The sequence below is a fragment of the Streptomyces sp. CB01373 genome, assembly GCF_002803075.1.
GTDB lineage: Bacteria > Actinomycetota > Actinomycetes > Streptomycetales > Streptomycetaceae > Streptomyces.
In genome coordinates, this window is the sequence record NZ_NNBK01000001.1 from 441714 (window position 1) to 456239 (window position 14526).

11 protein-coding genes are annotated in these 14526 nt (G+C 69.9%); 6 read left to right on the forward strand and 5 right to left on the reverse strand.

The window, feature by feature from the left end:
- The first annotated feature begins 17 nt into the window (after window positions 1-17).
- The 4 genes from CG719_RS02035 to CG719_RS02050 all read left to right on the forward strand — a co-directional run bounded on the left by CG719_RS02035 (window position 18) and on the right by CG719_RS02050 (window position 4610).
- Entirely contained in the window at window positions 18-689 is a 672-nt protein-coding gene (locus CG719_RS02035) for a GntR family transcriptional regulator (protein WP_100566686.1), read from the forward strand.
- A 376-nt stretch (window positions 690-1065) separates the two neighbouring features.
- The gene (locus CG719_RS02040; RefSeq protein WP_100566687.1) at window positions 1066-2379 is read left to right on the forward strand and encodes an MFS transporter; all 1314 of its coding nucleotides are present in this window, start codon (window positions 1066-1068) and stop codon (window positions 2377-2379) included.
- 75 nt (window positions 2380-2454) lie between these two features.
- A complete protein-coding gene (locus CG719_RS02045) occupies window positions 2455-3684 on the forward strand; it encodes a M24 family metallopeptidase (RefSeq protein ID WP_100566688.1) in 1230 nt (409 codons plus the stop codon).
- Between the two features lie 92 nt (window positions 3685-3776).
- Complete coding sequence (locus CG719_RS02050; RefSeq protein ID WP_100566689.1) at window positions 3777-4610, forward strand: IclR family transcriptional regulator; 834 nt, start codon at window positions 3777-3779, stop codon at window positions 4608-4610.
- 71 nt (window positions 4611-4681) lie between these two features.
- Here CG719_RS02050 and CG719_RS02055 read toward each other — a convergent pair whose 3' ends face one another.
- Window positions 4682-5557, reverse strand: coding sequence for a polysaccharide deacetylase family protein (locus CG719_RS02055; RefSeq protein ID WP_100566690.1), 876 nt, complete (start codon window positions 5555-5557; stop codon window positions 4682-4684).
- Window positions 5538-7028, reverse strand: coding sequence for a purine-cytosine permease family protein (locus CG719_RS02060; RefSeq protein ID WP_100566691.1), 1491 nt, complete (start codon window positions 7026-7028; stop codon window positions 5538-5540). The genes CG719_RS02055 and CG719_RS02060 overlap by 20 nt, the downstream gene beginning before the upstream one ends.
- Window positions 7029-7162: 134 nt before the next feature.
- Between CG719_RS02060 and CG719_RS02065 the strand changes: the two genes are divergently transcribed.
- Window positions 7163-8680: a PucR family transcriptional regulator gene (locus tag CG719_RS02065; protein ID WP_100566692.1), complete on the forward strand. Its 1518-nt coding sequence runs from the start codon at window positions 7163-7165 to the stop codon at window positions 8678-8680.
- Window positions 8681-8716: 36 nt separating this feature from the next.
- Here CG719_RS02065 and CG719_RS02070 read toward each other — a convergent pair whose 3' ends face one another.
- Genes CG719_RS02070 through CG719_RS02080 form a run of 3 tightly spaced genes read right to left on the reverse strand, consistent with a single transcriptional unit; the run spans window position 8717 to window position 13041 of the window.
- Window positions 8717-9499 carry an amidohydrolase gene (locus CG719_RS02070; RefSeq protein WP_324838181.1) on the reverse strand — a complete coding sequence of 261 codons (783 nt, stop codon included), beginning with the start codon at window positions 9497-9499 and terminating at the stop codon, window positions 8717-8719.
- Between the two features lie 4 nt (window positions 9500-9503).
- On the reverse strand, window positions 9504-11312 hold the full coding sequence (locus CG719_RS02075) for an ABC transporter ATP-binding protein (RefSeq protein WP_199836465.1): 1809 nt from the start codon (window positions 11310-11312) through the stop codon (window positions 9504-9506).
- Window positions 11293-13041 carry an ABC transporter ATP-binding protein gene (locus tag CG719_RS02080; protein WP_100566694.1) on the reverse strand — a complete coding sequence of 583 codons (1749 nt, stop codon included), beginning with the start codon at window positions 13039-13041 and terminating at the stop codon, window positions 11293-11295. Before CG719_RS02080 ends, CG719_RS02075 begins: the two co-directional genes overlap by 20 nt.
- A gap of 287 nt (window positions 13042-13328) precedes the next feature.
- Between CG719_RS02080 and CG719_RS02085 the strand changes: the two genes are divergently transcribed.
- Entirely contained in the window at window positions 13329-14363 is a 1035-nt protein-coding gene (locus CG719_RS02085) for a GDP-mannose 4,6-dehydratase (RefSeq protein WP_100566695.1), read from the forward strand.
- Window positions 14364-14526: the final 163 nt, after the last annotated feature.

Sequence of the window (14526 nt, forward strand, 5' to 3'; positions counted from 1 at the left end):
GTCAAGGGGGTAGCGGAATGAATCAGGTACAGCTTTCGCGGGGAGCCGGCGAGGAGACGTTCACCCTCGCCGAGCGTGCGTACCGCGACATCCGCGACCGCCTGATCATGCTGGAGATCCCGCCCGGCGCACCGGTGAACGAGGACCTGCTCGCGCAGAGCGTCGGCTTCGGGCGCACGCCGGTGCGTGAAGCCCTCAAGCGCCTGCAGCACGAGCGGCTGATCGTGACCTACCCCCGGCGCGGCACCTTCGCCACCGAGGTCAACATCACCGACCTCGCCCACATCTCCGAGGTCCGGCGTCAGCTGGAGCCGATGGCGGCGGCCCGCGCGGCCGAGCGCGCCACCGCCGCCGACCGCGAGGCGCTGGTCGCGCTGCTGCGCGGCCTGGAGGGCGAGGGTGCTTCCGCACAGGGCGCGGACGCCCTCATGCGCCTCGACCTGCGCGTGCACCGGGCCATCTACGCCGCCACGCACAACCCTTACTTCGAGGACACCCTCATCCGCTACGACAACCTGGCCACCCGGATCTGGTGCCTGTTCGTGGACCGGGTGCCGGGCATGGCGGGACACGTCGTCGAGCACGGACCGCTGCTGCGCGCCATCGTCGACGGCGACCCCGAGAAGGCCTCGGAGCTCGCGCGGAGCCATGTCGTGGGCTTCGAGCGGGCGATCCGCGAGGCGATCTGAGCCGGCCCTCCCGCGGCCCGCTGAGCGGCATCGGCCCGCGCTGACCCGCGACAACCCCATCACGGAGCCGCCGTAGCATCGCTACGGCGGCTCTGCGTCGTCCGTTTCCGACACCGCCTGATGTCGCGCGTGTCGCAACCCAACTGCACACGGTGCAACAGGGCGAACCCGACGTGATGCCGCACGGTCTTTGGTTGTCAACCGGCAAAACAAAAAAGAAGCCGCCCGCCACGCCTTGTCGACTCCCGTACACACTCCTATGGTGTGCAACACCGTTGCGGCACACGCAACCTCATGCTTGGGAGCCGGTTCCATGAGCGACCAGCCGAGCCTCTCTGGGCAGAACGCCCCGCCCATCTCCTCCGTTGCACCAGTCATGTCCCCACCCGACATCTCCGGCCCGCCGGACGCCGACATCGATCCCTACACGCGCCGTCGCGTGGTGGCGGCGAGTTTCATCGGCAACTTCGTGGAGTGGTTCGACTACGCCGCCTACGGATACCTGGCGGCGACCATTTCCACGGTCTTCTTCCCCGACACCGACCGCACGACGGCCCTGCTGGCGACCTTCAGCGTCTTCGCCGTCTCCTTCTTCGTCCGCCCCTTCGGCGGCTTCGTCTGGGGGCACATCGGCGACAAGGTCGGCCGCCGCAGCGCCCTGTCACTGTCCATCGTGATCATGTCAGTGGCGACCTTCTGCATCGCCCTGCTGCCCACCTATCGCGCGGTCGGCCTGCTCGCACCGGCCCTGCTCCTGGTGGTCCGGGTCGTCCAGGGCTTCTCCGCCTCCGGCGAGTACGCGGGCGCCTCCGCCTTCCTGGTCGAGTACGCCCCCGCCGGCAGACGCGGCCTGTACGCCTCCGTGGTTCCGGCGAGTACCGCGTCCGGCCTGCTGCTGGGTTCCCTGCTCGCGGCGCTGCTCACCGGAGTCCTCTCCGAGGGGGAGATGCACAGCTGGGGCTGGCGCCTGCCCTTCCTCCTCGCCGCTCCGATGGGTCTGATCGGCCGCTACATCCGGCTGCGCCTGGAGGACACCCCCGCCTTCCGCGCCCTGGAGGAGCAGCAGGAGGTCGCGCCGACCCCGGCCAGGCGGATGCTGCGCGCCAACCGGCGCCCGCTGATCCTCGCGATGGGCGCCACCGTGCTCAACGCGGTCGCCTTCTACATGCTGCTCAGCTACATGCCGACGTACCTGTCGGAGGAGCTGCACTTCGGCGCCACCGAGTCGTTCCTGGCCACCACCGTCTCGCTCGCCACGTACATCGCCTTCATCTTCTTCACCGGCCTGGCCTCGGACCGGTTCGGCCGGAAGAAGATGCTGATCACGGCGTCCGTCCTGTTCACGCTGTGCACCGTCCCGGCGTTCATGCTGCTGGACGGCGCCGGACTGCTGACCGTGATCGCCATCCAGGTGCTGCTCGGCGGGATGCTCACGCTCAACGACGGGACGCTGCCCAGCTTCCTCGCCGAACTGTTCCCGACCCGGGTCCGCTACAGCGGCTTCGCCATCAGCTTCAACCTGGCGAACGCCCTCTTCGGCGGCACCGCGGCGTTCGTCGCCACGCTGCTCATCTCCTGGACCGGAAGCCCCCTCGCCCCCGCCTGGTATCTCGTCGCCGCCGCGCTGTGCTCGCTGTGGGCCGTCCTGCGGTCGAAGGAGACCTCGCGCGAGCCGCTGCGCGAGGAATGAGAAGCGGTCCCACCCCCGAACCACTCCACCCCGCCCATCGGGGAAGAGAAGCCGAACCCATGAGAAGGAGTAACCATGTCCGCTGCCGAGCTCGAGCGCCTGAAGCTGATCCACAACGGTGAGAAGGAGCGGCTGACCTTCTCCGACGCGGAGATGGGGCGCCGGCTGTCGCTGCTCCGCAAGGCGATGGCCGAGGCCGGCGTCGACGTCGTCCTGTTCACCTCGTACCACAACATCAAGTACTACTCCGACTTCCTGTACACCTCCTTCGGCCGCCCCTACGCGCTGATCGTCACCGGGGACGACCAGATCACCGTCTCCGCCAACATCGACGCCGGCATGCCGTGGCGGCGCACCTTCGGCGACAACGTCGTGTACACCGACTGGCACCGGGACAACTACATCCACGTCATCCAGGAGACGCTGAAGGGGCGGGGCGTCGCTCCGCGCTGGATCGGCGTCGAGCACGACAGCCTGCCCCTCGACACCCTGCGGAAGTTCGAAGCCGCCTTCCCCGGCGCCGGGTTCACCGACATCGCGCAGGCCGCCATGCGGCAGCGGATGGTCAAGTCGGACGAGGAGATCGCCCTCATCAAGGAGGGCGCACGCGTCGGCGACCTGGGTGGCGAGGCCATCCGCGCGGCCATCCGTGAAGGCGTCCCGGAGTACGAGGTCGCGCTGGCCGGCACCGACGCCATGGTCCGCGAGATCGCCCGCACGTACCCGCACACCGAGATCCGCGACACCTGGGTCTGGTTCCAGTCGGGCGTCAACACCGACGGCGCCCACAACTGGCCGACCACTCGCAAGGTGGGACGCGGCGACATCCTCAGCCTCAACTGCTTCCCGATGATCTCCGGCTACTACACCGCCCTGGAGCGGACCCTCTTCTACGGCGAGCCCGACGCCCGGTCCCTTCAGCTGTGGGAGATCAACGTCGAAGTGCACCGCCGTGGTCTGGAACTGATCAAGCCCGGCATCAGCTGCGCCGAGATCGCCCATACCCTCAACGAGATCTACATCGGTCACGGTCTGCTGCCCAACCGGACCTTCGGCTACGGCCACTCGTTCGGCGTGCTGTCCCACTACTACGGCCGGGAGGCCGGACTCGAACTCCGCGAGGACATCGACACCGTGCTCGAACCGGACATGGTGGTGTCCATGGAACCGATGATCATGGTGCCCGAGGGAGAGCCGGGCGCCGGTGGTTATCGTGAGCACGACATTCTGGTGGTGACCGAGAACGGCGCCGAGAACATCACCAGGTTCCCCTTCGGCCCGGAGCACAACATCCTGGGCGTGTGACCGGGGAACCCGACGCCACACGGTGCCGCTCCGGCCACTTGGGCCGGAGCGGCACCGTGCCGTCGCCGTCCATGCGGCACGATGGGAGCACCATGGCAGACAACCAGCCGGACAAGAACGGCGACGACACGGGCGTGGGCGAGAACCGCGGGATCTCCGTCCTGCAGAACGGCATCTCCGTACTGCTCAGCTTCAGCGCCGAAGAGCCCCAGCTGGGGGTCACCGACATCGCCGCCCGGGTCGGACTGCACAAGAGCACCGTCTCGCGCATTCTCGCCACGCTGCAGCAGGCCGGCCTGGTGGAACGGGCCGCGGACTCCCGGCGTTTCCAACTGGGTCTGGGCGTCATCGCCATGGCCGGACCGCTGCTCGCGGACCTCGACGTGCGCCGCGTCGCCCACCCGGTGCTGCGGGAGCTCAGCCGGCGCACCGAGGAGACCGCGGCGCTGATGCTGTGGAACGGCTCCGAGGCCGTGTGTGTCGAGCAGGTGCCCAGCCGCCACGAGGTCAAGCACACCACTCCGCTGGGCACCCGCTACAACACCGCGGCCAGCTCGTCGGTGCAGGTGTTCCTGGCCCAGCTGCCCGCCTATACCGCGCGTGCCCTGCTGACCAACGGCACGCTGGTCTTCCCCGGGCTCGACGACGCGGCGCTCGAGGCGTACCTGACCCGGCTCGACGAGAGTCACGAGCAGGGCTACGCCACCAACTACGGGGAGACCTCGTTGCAGGAGGTCGGCGTGGCTGCGCCGGTCTTCGACCACCGCGGTGAGGTGGCCGCGGCCGTGCTCGCCTCGGCACCCCGCTTCCGTGTCTCCCCCGAGCAGCTGCCGGTACTCGGCGAGGCGGTTCGCGCCGCCGCCGACCAGGTGACCCGACGCCTCGGCGGGCACGGCCCGGGAAACCTTGAGGACGGTCCCGCCTGAAACGGCCGAACGCGCCGGGCTCCCGCGGTTCCGCGGGAGCCCGGCGCGTACGCGTGACGGTGTCCGGCCGGCTACTCGCGGTTCGTCGCGAGTGCGCCGGGTGCCTCGATCCGGTCGACGCGCCGGACCTCCTCGACGGCCCCGGCGGTGTGGGCCGCGATCTCCCCCAGCGTGGTGACCCACATGCCGTCCAGGGCGCGTACGTCCTCGATCAACCGCTCCAGAGCCGCAGCCCGGGAGGGACGACCGGAGATGAAGGGGTGGTTGGTCAGGACGAAGCAGCCGCTCTCGGCGTGGTGCGCCCGCGCCTCCAGCAGCCACATCTCGTGCACCTTGCGCGGGCTCTCGATCACCCCGCTGCCGGTCCAGCCGGGGTAGAAGGCGTACTGCTCCCAGTCGTCGAGGCCCCAGTCGACGGGGATCTCGACCAGGTCGCCCGCCGTTTCGGTGCCGTGCAGCCGGTACGGGGTGTCGCCGTCGAGCAGGCTGGAGTCGTACTGGAAGCCGCGTTCGATGAGCAGGTCCGGCGTGTGCCAGTTCATCTCCCACCACGGGGCGCGGTAGCCGGCCGGGCGGATGCCGAGCCGGTCCAGCGCTTCCAGGCCGCGGTCGAGGTACTCGGCCTCCCGCGCCGCGTCGATCCCCTGCATCGGCTCGTGGAGATAGCCGTGGTGCGCCACCTCGTGACCTTCGTCGATAATGCTCCGCACCATGTCGGGATAGGTGTCGGCGGTGAACCCCGGGACGAAGAACGTGGCCTTCACTTCCTGCCGCCGCAGTACCCGCAGCAGCCTGGGCACTCCGACCCGCGGACCGTAGGCCTGATGGGTCATCAGCGACATCCGCGACGAGGCGGAGGGGTCGTGGGCGAGGACGCACGACTCGGCGTCGACGTCGAAGGTGAAGGCCGCGGTAGCGCGAACGCCGTCAGGCCAGGGGAAGTTCATCGTCGGTCCTTTCCGCAACGGAGGGGAGGGCGGAGACCCGGGCCGGTCGGGCGGCACGCGGTCCGAGCACCGCGTAGACCGCCGCGCTGGTGAGCCCGCCGGCCAGCCACGAGAGGTCCACACCGCCCAGGGCGACGGCGATCGGGCCCTGGAAGAACGGGATCAGCCCGTACATGAACAGCCAGGTGGCGAAGACGCCGGTGAAGAAGGCGGTGTACCCGGCCCAGTTGACATCGGGCAGCCGCCGGGTGCCCACGGGGTCGAAGAGCCGGTCGACCCGGATCGAGCCGCGCTCGACGCGGTAGTAGTGGACGAGCATGATGCCGCCCCAGGTGGAAACCCACGCCACGAGCCCGACCAGCCAGGTGTCGAGGACGGAGGCGAAGTCCTCCTGGTAGATGAAGAAGACCACGGCGGCCATGGACAGCACACCCACCACACTGCTCAGCGTGCGCCTCGGCACCCGGACGTCGAGGGCCTGGGTGGCGACGGTGAAGGTGTAGATGTTCAGGATGTTGGTCGCGACCGGGCCGTGCAGGACCAGCAGGAGTACGGGGATGGCGAGCGCCCCGAAGTTGTCGACGATGAGGCGGCCCGGGTCGACGGAGCCGTTCTTGGTGGCGAGGGTGGCGCCGAGGACACCCAGCCACACCACGGGGATGAACTGGCCCAGGGTGCTGGCGAGGTAGAGCCTGCGCCGGGGCATGTCCTTGCTGACGAAGCGTGAGTAGTCCGCGGCGTAGGTGAACCAGGTGATGCCCCAGCCGATGCCGATGGCGGTCATCACACCGGTCATCGCGGCCAGCCGCGCGCTGCCGGTGAGCACCTGTCCGGGCGGGCCCGCGTACGACCAGTCGATGTGGAGGAAGAACCAGGCCACCACCGACATCACCACCAGGACCACGATGGTGGGCGGTACCGTCCAGCGTTCGAAGGCGGAGATCGCGCGGTAGCCGATCCAGGAGATGCACACCTGGATCACCATGATCACGGCCGCGACCGCGATCTTCCACACGTGGTTGGTGCCGTGCGGATCGACCAGGCCGATCTTGCCCAGCAGGGCCATGACCAGGTCCAGGACGATCCAGGTGTTGACGGAGCTCCAGCCGATCGCCAGGCACGCCTGGATGGCGGCCGGCAGATAGTTGCCGCGACGCCCGAAGGCGGCGCGCCCCAGGACCATGCCGGTCACACCGGTGCGCTGGCCCATGAGGACGAACACGCCGAAGAAGGCCATGCCGATGAGGTTGCCGACGACCAGCACGACGAGCGTGTCGGACAGCCCCAGACCGAGTTTGACGCCGAGCGCCCCCAGGACCCAGTTGATGGGGGCGATGTTGGCGCCGCACCAGATCCAGAACTGGCCGGACACACTGTTGGACCGGGCCGATTCCGGGACGGGCTGCAGCGCGGCCTCGACCTCCGGGACGGTGGACGGTGGCGGGGAAGAGGGTGCGGAGGAAGCTGACATGGGTGGACCCCCAGATTGAGACGGCCTTTCGCGCACAGAGACGGGCCGCTTGACCGGCAATCCTGGTGGCCACGGTCACACAGAACAAGAAACGAACTGTCATACAGTTGTGCTTCTGTGCTACACAAAACGTCATGCTGATGTCGCTGGAACGGGTCCTCGCCCACCCGAGTCTCGCCCCGGCCGAGCCGCGGGTCCTGACCGGTTCGCGAGGTCTGGAGCGGCGGACCGTGCGATGGCTCCACTCCAGCGAAGTCCTCGAGGTGGCACCGCTGTTGCGCGGCGGCGAGCTGCTGCTGACCGGCGGCACCATGCTGGCCCGCGCGAACGAGGACGAGCAGCGCGCGTACGTCCGCAGCCTGGCCGCGCGGGGAGTCGCGGGCGTCGCGATCGAAACCGGCGGCGAGCTCCTGGAGGTTCCGGCACCTCTGGTCGAGGAAGCGGCCGCGACGGACTTCCCGGTCGTCGAGCTGCGGCGGGTCGTCCCGTTCGTCGAGGTCGCCGAGGTGATCAACGGCGCCCTGGTCAACGCGTCCGTGACGCGGCTGCGCTCGGTGGGCGTGCTCTCCCACGAGCAGTCCGAGGCGCTCGCCGAGGGCGGTGGCGTACAGGAGGTGCTGGACGCGCTCGTACGGCACACGTCGACCGCGGCCGCCGTCTTCGACGCCACCGACCGGCTCATCGCCGCCAGCAGGCCGGCGGAGAGCCCCGGGGGCGGCCCCGCCGGTGAGGCGCCGACTCCGTTCGAGGGCATGGGGACGGGGCTGACGATCCGCGGGGTCCCCGCCGCCACCCTCGTGCTCTACCCGGACGCCGACGCGGATGTCGAGACGCTGGAACTGGCACAGGACCGGACGATCGAGGCCCTGAAGCTGGCGCTGCTGCGCTTCAGGCCGCCGGGCCCGCGCGAGTTCGCCTCGAGTGAACTCGTCCGGCTGGCCGCGGCCGACGGCACCCACCCGCAGCGGATCCGCCGGCTCGGCATGTCGATCGGCCTCCGCGCCGAGGCGCCGGTCATCGGAGTGGCCGCCCGCGCCACCGGGCCGTCGGCCGAACTCCGCCGCCTGGACGACCTGTTGTCCCGCTACGGCCGGACCGCGGTCGACGTGCCTTCCCCGCTCGCCGTGCACACGCTCGTGTCACTGCGTGACCGCGACGGGGCCGCCAACCTCCGGACCCGGCTCGTCGCCGACCTCACCGCTTGGCGCACGTCCGACCGGACGGCGATCGCGGTCGGCCCGGTGATGCCGTCCCTGGAGGACGCCGCCGTCTCACTGGGCGCGGCGCTGGAGTGTCTGCGGCGCCCCACGCGCGCCTTCAGGGCCGGTGTGGTCGACGCCGCCGAGCTGAGTGCCGAGCGGCTGCTGCTCGACAACGAACTGCGTGTCCCGGCGGAAAGACTCGTACGGGAGCAGCTCGGACTCCTGCTCACCCTGCGCGACGAGGAACGCGACCTCCTGCTCACCACCTTGGAGACGTATTTCGAGACCGGCTTCAACAAGACCCGCACGGCGAGCAGACTGCACCTGCAGCGCCAGTCGCTCTACGCGCGGCTGCACCGCGCCTTCGACCTCCTGGGCGGCGACCCGGTGGGAACACCGCGGGCACTCGCCGTCCACCTGGCGTTGCGCGCCCACCGCCGACTCGTCTGACCGCGGCCCCCCTTCCAGGATGTCCGCGTGGCGGCGTCAGGCCGGGAAGTTCAGGGCGCCCGCGTCGTACGCCACCCGTCCGCCGACGACCGTGGCCCCTACCGTCAGGGCGGCGATGCGGTCCGGGGTCACGCCGAGGAGGTCGTCGCTGAGGACCGCGAAGTCGGCGAGCATGCCACGGGCCAGGGTGCCCTTGATGTGCTCCTCGTGGACGGAGTGGGCCGAGCCGACCGTGTACGCGTGCAGCGCCTGCCGTGCCGTGACCGCCTCGTGCGGGCCGATCGGGGCGCCCGAGGCCGTGCGGCGGTTGACCATGTCGGCAATGCCGAGGAGCGGGTCGGAGGCGACCACGGGGGCGTCGGACGAGCCGGGAAGCACCACACCCGCATCGAGGAACGACCGCATCCGGTTGGCCAGTTGACTGCGGACCGGGCCGAGCGCGGTGAGGAGCCCGTCGCCGATCTCGGACAGGAACCGGCCCTGCGGTACCGGGATCAGGCCGAGCCGGGCGATGCGGGCGACCTGCGCGTCGCTGGTCACCGCCGCGTGCTCGACGCGGTGGCGGACGTCGGCGCGCGGATGCAGCCGCCGCGCCTCCTCGTACGCGTCGAGTACGACGTCGAGGGCGGCGTCCCCGATGGCGCGCGTGGCGATCTGCCGGCCGCAGCGGTGCGCCTCGGTGATGCGGCGGCGGATCTGCCCGGGCTCGTGCTGGAGCAGTCCGCTGTTGCCGGGCGCGTCGTGGCAGTCGCAGCACATCGCCGCCGACCGGCCGATCAGCGAGCCGTCCGACATCATCTTGGTCGGCCCGATCCGCAGTCACTCAGCCCGTCGGCACCTCGGCCGTCGGGGCGTTCGCGCGGGACGCGTGCAGGCGGGCGTACGCGCCCTGCGCCGCGAGGAGTTGGCCGTGGGTGCCTTGTTCGACTATGCGGCCGGAGTCCATGACGACGATGACGTCGGCGTCGCGGACGGTGGACAGGCGGTGGGCGATCACGAAGCTCGTCCGGCCCGCCCGCAGGGTGTTCATGGCCCGCTGGATCAGCAGTTCGGTGCGGGTGTCCACGGAGCTGGTCGCCTCGTCCAGGACGAGTACGGCGGGCCGGGCGAGGAACGCCCTCGCGATCGTGATCAGCTGCTTCTCCCCGGCGCTGACACTCCCGGACTCGTCGTCCAGGACCGTGTCGTACCCCTGCGACAGGGTGCGGATGAAGCGGTCGGCGCAGGTCGCGCGGGCCGCCTCCACGACGTCCGCGCGGGTCGCGCCGGGGGATCCGTAGGCGATGTTCTCGGCGATCGTGCCCTTGAACAGCCAGGTGTCCTGGAGGACGAGGCCGAAGCGGGAACGCAGGTCGTCGCGGTTCATCGCGGCGGTGTCGGTGCCGTCCAGGAGGATGCGGCCCGAGTCGATCTCGTAGAAGCGCATCAGCAGGTTGGCGACCGTGGTCTTGCCGGCGCCGCTCGGGCCGACGATCGCGACGGTGCTGCCGGGTTCCACGGACAGGGACAGCCCCTCGATGAGCGGCACGTCGGGGGAGTAGCGGAACGACACGTCCTGGAACTCCACCCGGCCCTCGGCGCGCCTCGGAGCGAGCGGGCTGCGCGGTTCGGGTTCCTGCTCCGGCGCGTCGAGCAGCGTGAACACCCGCTGCGCCGAGGCCACCCCGGACTGGAGGCGGCCCGCGACCGAGGCGATCTCCACGATCGGCTGGCTGAACTGCCGCGCGTACAGGATGAACGCCTGCACATCGCCCAGGGTCAGTGAGCCGTTCACGACCTTCCAGGCACCGACGACGGCGACCGCGACATAGCCGAGGTTGGCGACGAACATCATCACGGGCTCGATCGCGCCGGACGCGAACTGCGCTCCGGCACCGGCCCGGTACACCGCCTCGTTGCGCTCGTCGAAGCGCCGCTCGGCCTCCGCCCGCCGGTCGAAGGCCTTCACCAGCGCGTGCCCGGCGCACATCTCCTCGACATGCGCGGTCAGACTGCCGCTGGCGGACCACTGGGCGGCGTACCGCGGCTGGGCCCGCTTGGCGATCCAGGCGGCGAGCAGCCCCGACACCGGGACGCTCAGCAGCATCACCACGGCCAGCGAAGGGGAGATGACCAGCATCAGGGTCAACATGATGACCAGCGAGAACACCGAGCCGATCAGATCGGTCAGGGTCTGCTGGAGCGTCTGCTGAAGATTGTCGATGTCGTCCGTGCTGCGACTGAGCGTCTCGCCGGCCGGCTGCCGGTCGAAGTGGCGCAGCGGCAGCCGCGCCAGTTTCTCCTGCGCCCGGTGCCGCAGGTCGTGGATGAGGAGGCGGACCGCCGAGGCCACCAGCCAGTTCTGCAGCAGCATGAACACCGATGCCGCCACGTACAGGACCAGCAGGATCATCAGCAGTCTGCCGAGCGCCCCGAAGTCGACGCCCGGGGCCGGTCCGCCCTTCCCGAGGACGCCGTCGGCGATCAGGTCGGTGACGCGGCCCAGCAGCAGCGGGCCGAAGGCGTTGAGGAGGATGCCGACGACACCCGCCGTCAGGGCGAGGCCCACGGACCGGCGGTGCGGGCGCAGCAGACCGACGAGCCGGCGAACCGGCCGGTCCGATTCGTGCTCCTCAGGAACGTCCGGCGCCATGAGCGGCTTCCTCTCGGGTGCGCTGCGAGAGCGCGATCTCGCGGTAGGTGGGACTGTCACGCAGCAGCGCGTCATGGGTGCCGGTGGCGGCGATGCCACCCTGGTCCAGGACGACGATCCGGTCGGCGCCTCGTACGGAGGCCACCCGCTGCGCCACGGTGATCACGGTGGCGCCCGCCGTCCAGGGCACGAGGGCCTCCCGCAGGGCCGCCTCCGTGCTCTGGTCGAGCGCCGAGAAGGAGTCGTCGAAGAGGTAGACGGCGGGGCGGCGCAGCAGCGCCCGCGCGATCGCCAGCCGTTGGCGCTGGCCGCCGGAGACGGTGGTGCCGCCCTGGGTGATCTCCGCGTCGAGGCCGCCGAGCCGGGTCACGAAGCCGTCCGCCTGGGCGACCCGCAGCACCTCCCACAGCTCCTCCTCCGTGGCGTCCGGCCGGCCGAAGCGCAGATTGGTCGCGACGGTCCCGGCGAACAGGTACGGCCGCTGCGGTACGTAGCCCACGGCGTCGGCCAGCACCGACGGGTCCAGTTCACGCACATCCGTGCCGCCGATCCGTACCTCGCCCGCGGTCGCGTCGACCAGCCGCAGGATCAGGTTCAGCAGCGTGGTCTTGCCGGAGCCGGTGCTGCCGAGGATCGCGACCCGCTCACCGGGCCGCAGCGTCAGTGACAGGTCCCGCAGTACGGCGTTCTCGGCGCCCGGGTAGCGGAACTCGGCGTCCAGCAGCTCGACCTGCCCGGCGGGGCCCGTCATGGGCCGCGGCGCGGCGGGCGGGACGACATCGGTCTCCGCTTCGAGGACCTCCGTGATCCGCTCCGCGGACACCCGGGCCCGCGGCACGTTCAGGAACACGAAGGCGAGCATCACCACGGACATGAGGATGAGCGACAGATAGCTGAGGAAGGCGCTGAGCGAGCCGATCCGCATGCTGTCCGAGTCGATCCGCCGGGCCCCCACCCACAGCAGCGCCAGGGTGAAGAGGTTCATCAGCAGCAGGACCGTCGGCAGCATCACCGCGATGAGCCGGCCCACTCCCAGGTTCAGGCCGAGGAGTTCGTCGTTGGTGCGGGTGAAGCGCCCGCTCTCGTAGGAGTCGCGGGCGAAGGAACGCACCACGCGCACGCCGGTGATCCGCTCCCGCAGCAGCCGTCCCAGCCGGTCCAGCGTCACCTGCAGCCGGGCGTACAGCGCGGCCATGCGGGCCAGCAGGAAACCGAAGCCGGCGCCCACCACCAGCACCATCAGGACGAGGACCAGGGCCATCGGCACGTCCTGGCGCAGTGCGAGCATCACACTGCCGAGGCACATCAGGGGAGCCGCGACGAAGATGCCGAGCCCGGACTGGGCGAGGTTCTGCACCTGCTGCACGTCGTTCACCGAGCGGGTCAGCAGCGACGGGGTGCCGAAACGGCCGATCTCGCGGGCGGAGAAGTCCAGCACGCGGCGGAACACGGCGGACCGCAGGTCCCGCCCCAGGGCGGTGGAGGTACGCGCGCCCAGGGCCGCGGCACCCAGCGCCGCGGCGATCTGGACCAGCGCCACCACCGCCATCGTCGCGCCGATGACGCCGATGCGATCGCTGTCCTCGCGGACGACTCCCTCATCGATGAGCGCGGCGCCCAGCGTCGGCAGCAGCAGCGTGCCGAGGATCTGCACCAGGTGCAGGGCGACCAGAGCGACAACGGATCTCGCGTAGGGGCGCAGTCGTGTGCCCATGAGTTTCAACAGCACGGAATGACACCCCGGTCGACGGTGGGCAGGAGCCGCCCATTGGAGCGGAGTCGGCCGGCACACCGACGGGGTCATTCGACCCCATGCCGCACCCGGATTTCCCTAGTGTTCGTCCCGGCCGCATCGGCACTCGCCGGGAATTCCCTAGTAACTCCGAGAAGCGTTGACATTGACTTCCGCCGCTTGGGAACGTGCCGGTGTCTATCGTCCGGACAGCTTTCTCCCGCCGAGGTCGTCGACCGAGCGCAGCGTTTGGACGGTCTCTTCGCGGTCGAGATGGGGATGACATGCCCAAGCGCGCACTGATCACTGGAATTACCGGCCAGGACGGGTCCTATCTGGCGGAACACCTGCTGTCGCAGGGGTACCAGGTATGGGGCCTTATCCGTGGCCAGGCCAACCCGCGCAAGTCCCGGGTGAGCCGGCTCGTTTCCGAAGTCTCCTTCGTGGACGGCGACCTCATGGACCAGGGCAGCCTGGTCTCCGCGGTCGACAAGGTACAGCCGGACGAGGTCTACAACCTCGGCGCGATCTCGTTCGTGCCGATGTCCTGGCAGCAGGCCGAGCTGGTCACCGAGGTGAACGGCATGGGCGTGCTGCGGGTTCTCGAAGCCATCCGCATGGTGAGCGGGCTGAGCATGTCCCGCACCGCGGGCCCCGAGGGCCAGATCCGCTTCTACCAGGCGTCCTCCTCGGAGATGTTCGGCAAGGTCGCCGAGACGCCGCAGCGGGAGACCACGCTCTTCCACCCGCGCAGCCCCTACGGCGCGGCCAAGGCGTACGGCCACTTCATCACCCGCAACTACCGCGAGTCGTTCGGTATGTACGCGGTCTCCGGAATGCTGTTCAACCACGAATCCCCCCGCCGTGGCCAGGAGTTCGTGACCCGCAAGATCTCCCTCGCGGTCGCCCGCATCAAGCTGGGACTCCAGGACAAGCTGGCCCTCGGCAACATGGACGCGGTCCGCGACTGGGGTTACGCCGGCGACTACGTCCGCGCCATGCACCTGATGCTCCAGCAGGACGCCGGTGACGACTACGTCATCGGCACCGGGGAGATGCACACGGTGCGCGACGCGGTCCGCTACGCCTTCGAGCACGTGGGCCTCGACTGGGAGGACTACGTCGTCATCGACCCCGACCTCGTACGTCCCGCCGAGGTCGAGGTGCTGTGCGCCGACAGCGCCAAGGCGCAGGTCCAGCTGGGCTGGAAGCCGAGTGTCGATTTCCCCGAACTCATGCGAATGATGGTCGACGCCGACCTCGCGATGGTTTCGCGGCAGAACGAACTCGACGAGCTTCTGCTGACGCACAGCTGGTAACGGGCGAAAGCCCCTCCAACTACTAGGGATTTCCTGCCGGACTTCCGGCCAGACTCGCCTCATGGCTTCTCCCGCCGGGGAGAGCCATGAGGCGAGTCGGTGTTCTGCAGCACGGCGCAGAAATTTCGGCGATGCGTGTACGGCCGTCGGCCGTCGGGATGGG

What these genes read in the sequence shown, in the direction of transcription:
- CG719_RS02035 (WP_100566686.1), top strand. Translation starts at nt 18, where the DNA reads ATGAATCAGGTACAGCTTTCGCGGGGAGCCGGCGAGGAGACGTTCACC.
- CG719_RS02040 (WP_100566687.1), top strand. Translation starts at nt 1,066, where the DNA reads ATGTCCCCACCCGACATCTCCGGCCCGCCGGACGCCGACATCGATCCC.
- CG719_RS02045 (WP_100566688.1), top strand. Translation starts at nt 2,455, where the DNA reads ATGTCCGCTGCCGAGCTCGAGCGCCTGAAGCTGATCCACAACGGTGAG.
- CG719_RS02050 (WP_100566689.1), top strand. Translation starts at nt 3,777, where the DNA reads ATGGCAGACAACCAGCCGGACAAGAACGGCGACGACACGGGCGTGGGC.
- CG719_RS02055 (WP_100566690.1), bottom strand. Translation starts at nt 5,557, where the DNA reads ATGAACTTCCCCTGGCCTGACGGCGTTCGCGCTACCGCGGCCTTCACC.
- CG719_RS02060 (WP_100566691.1), bottom strand. Translation starts at nt 7,028, where the DNA reads ATGTCAGCTTCCTCCGCACCCTCTTCCCCGCCACCGTCCACCGTCCCG.
- CG719_RS02065 (WP_100566692.1), top strand. Translation starts at nt 7,163, where the DNA reads ATGCTGATGTCGCTGGAACGGGTCCTCGCCCACCCGAGTCTCGCCCCG.
- CG719_RS02075 (WP_199836465.1), bottom strand. Translation starts at nt 11,312, where the DNA reads ATGGCGCCGGACGTTCCTGAGGAGCACGAATCGGACCGGCCGGTTCGC.
- CG719_RS02085 (WP_100566695.1), top strand. Translation starts at nt 13,329, where the DNA reads ATGCCCAAGCGCGCACTGATCACTGGAATTACCGGCCAGGACGGGTCC.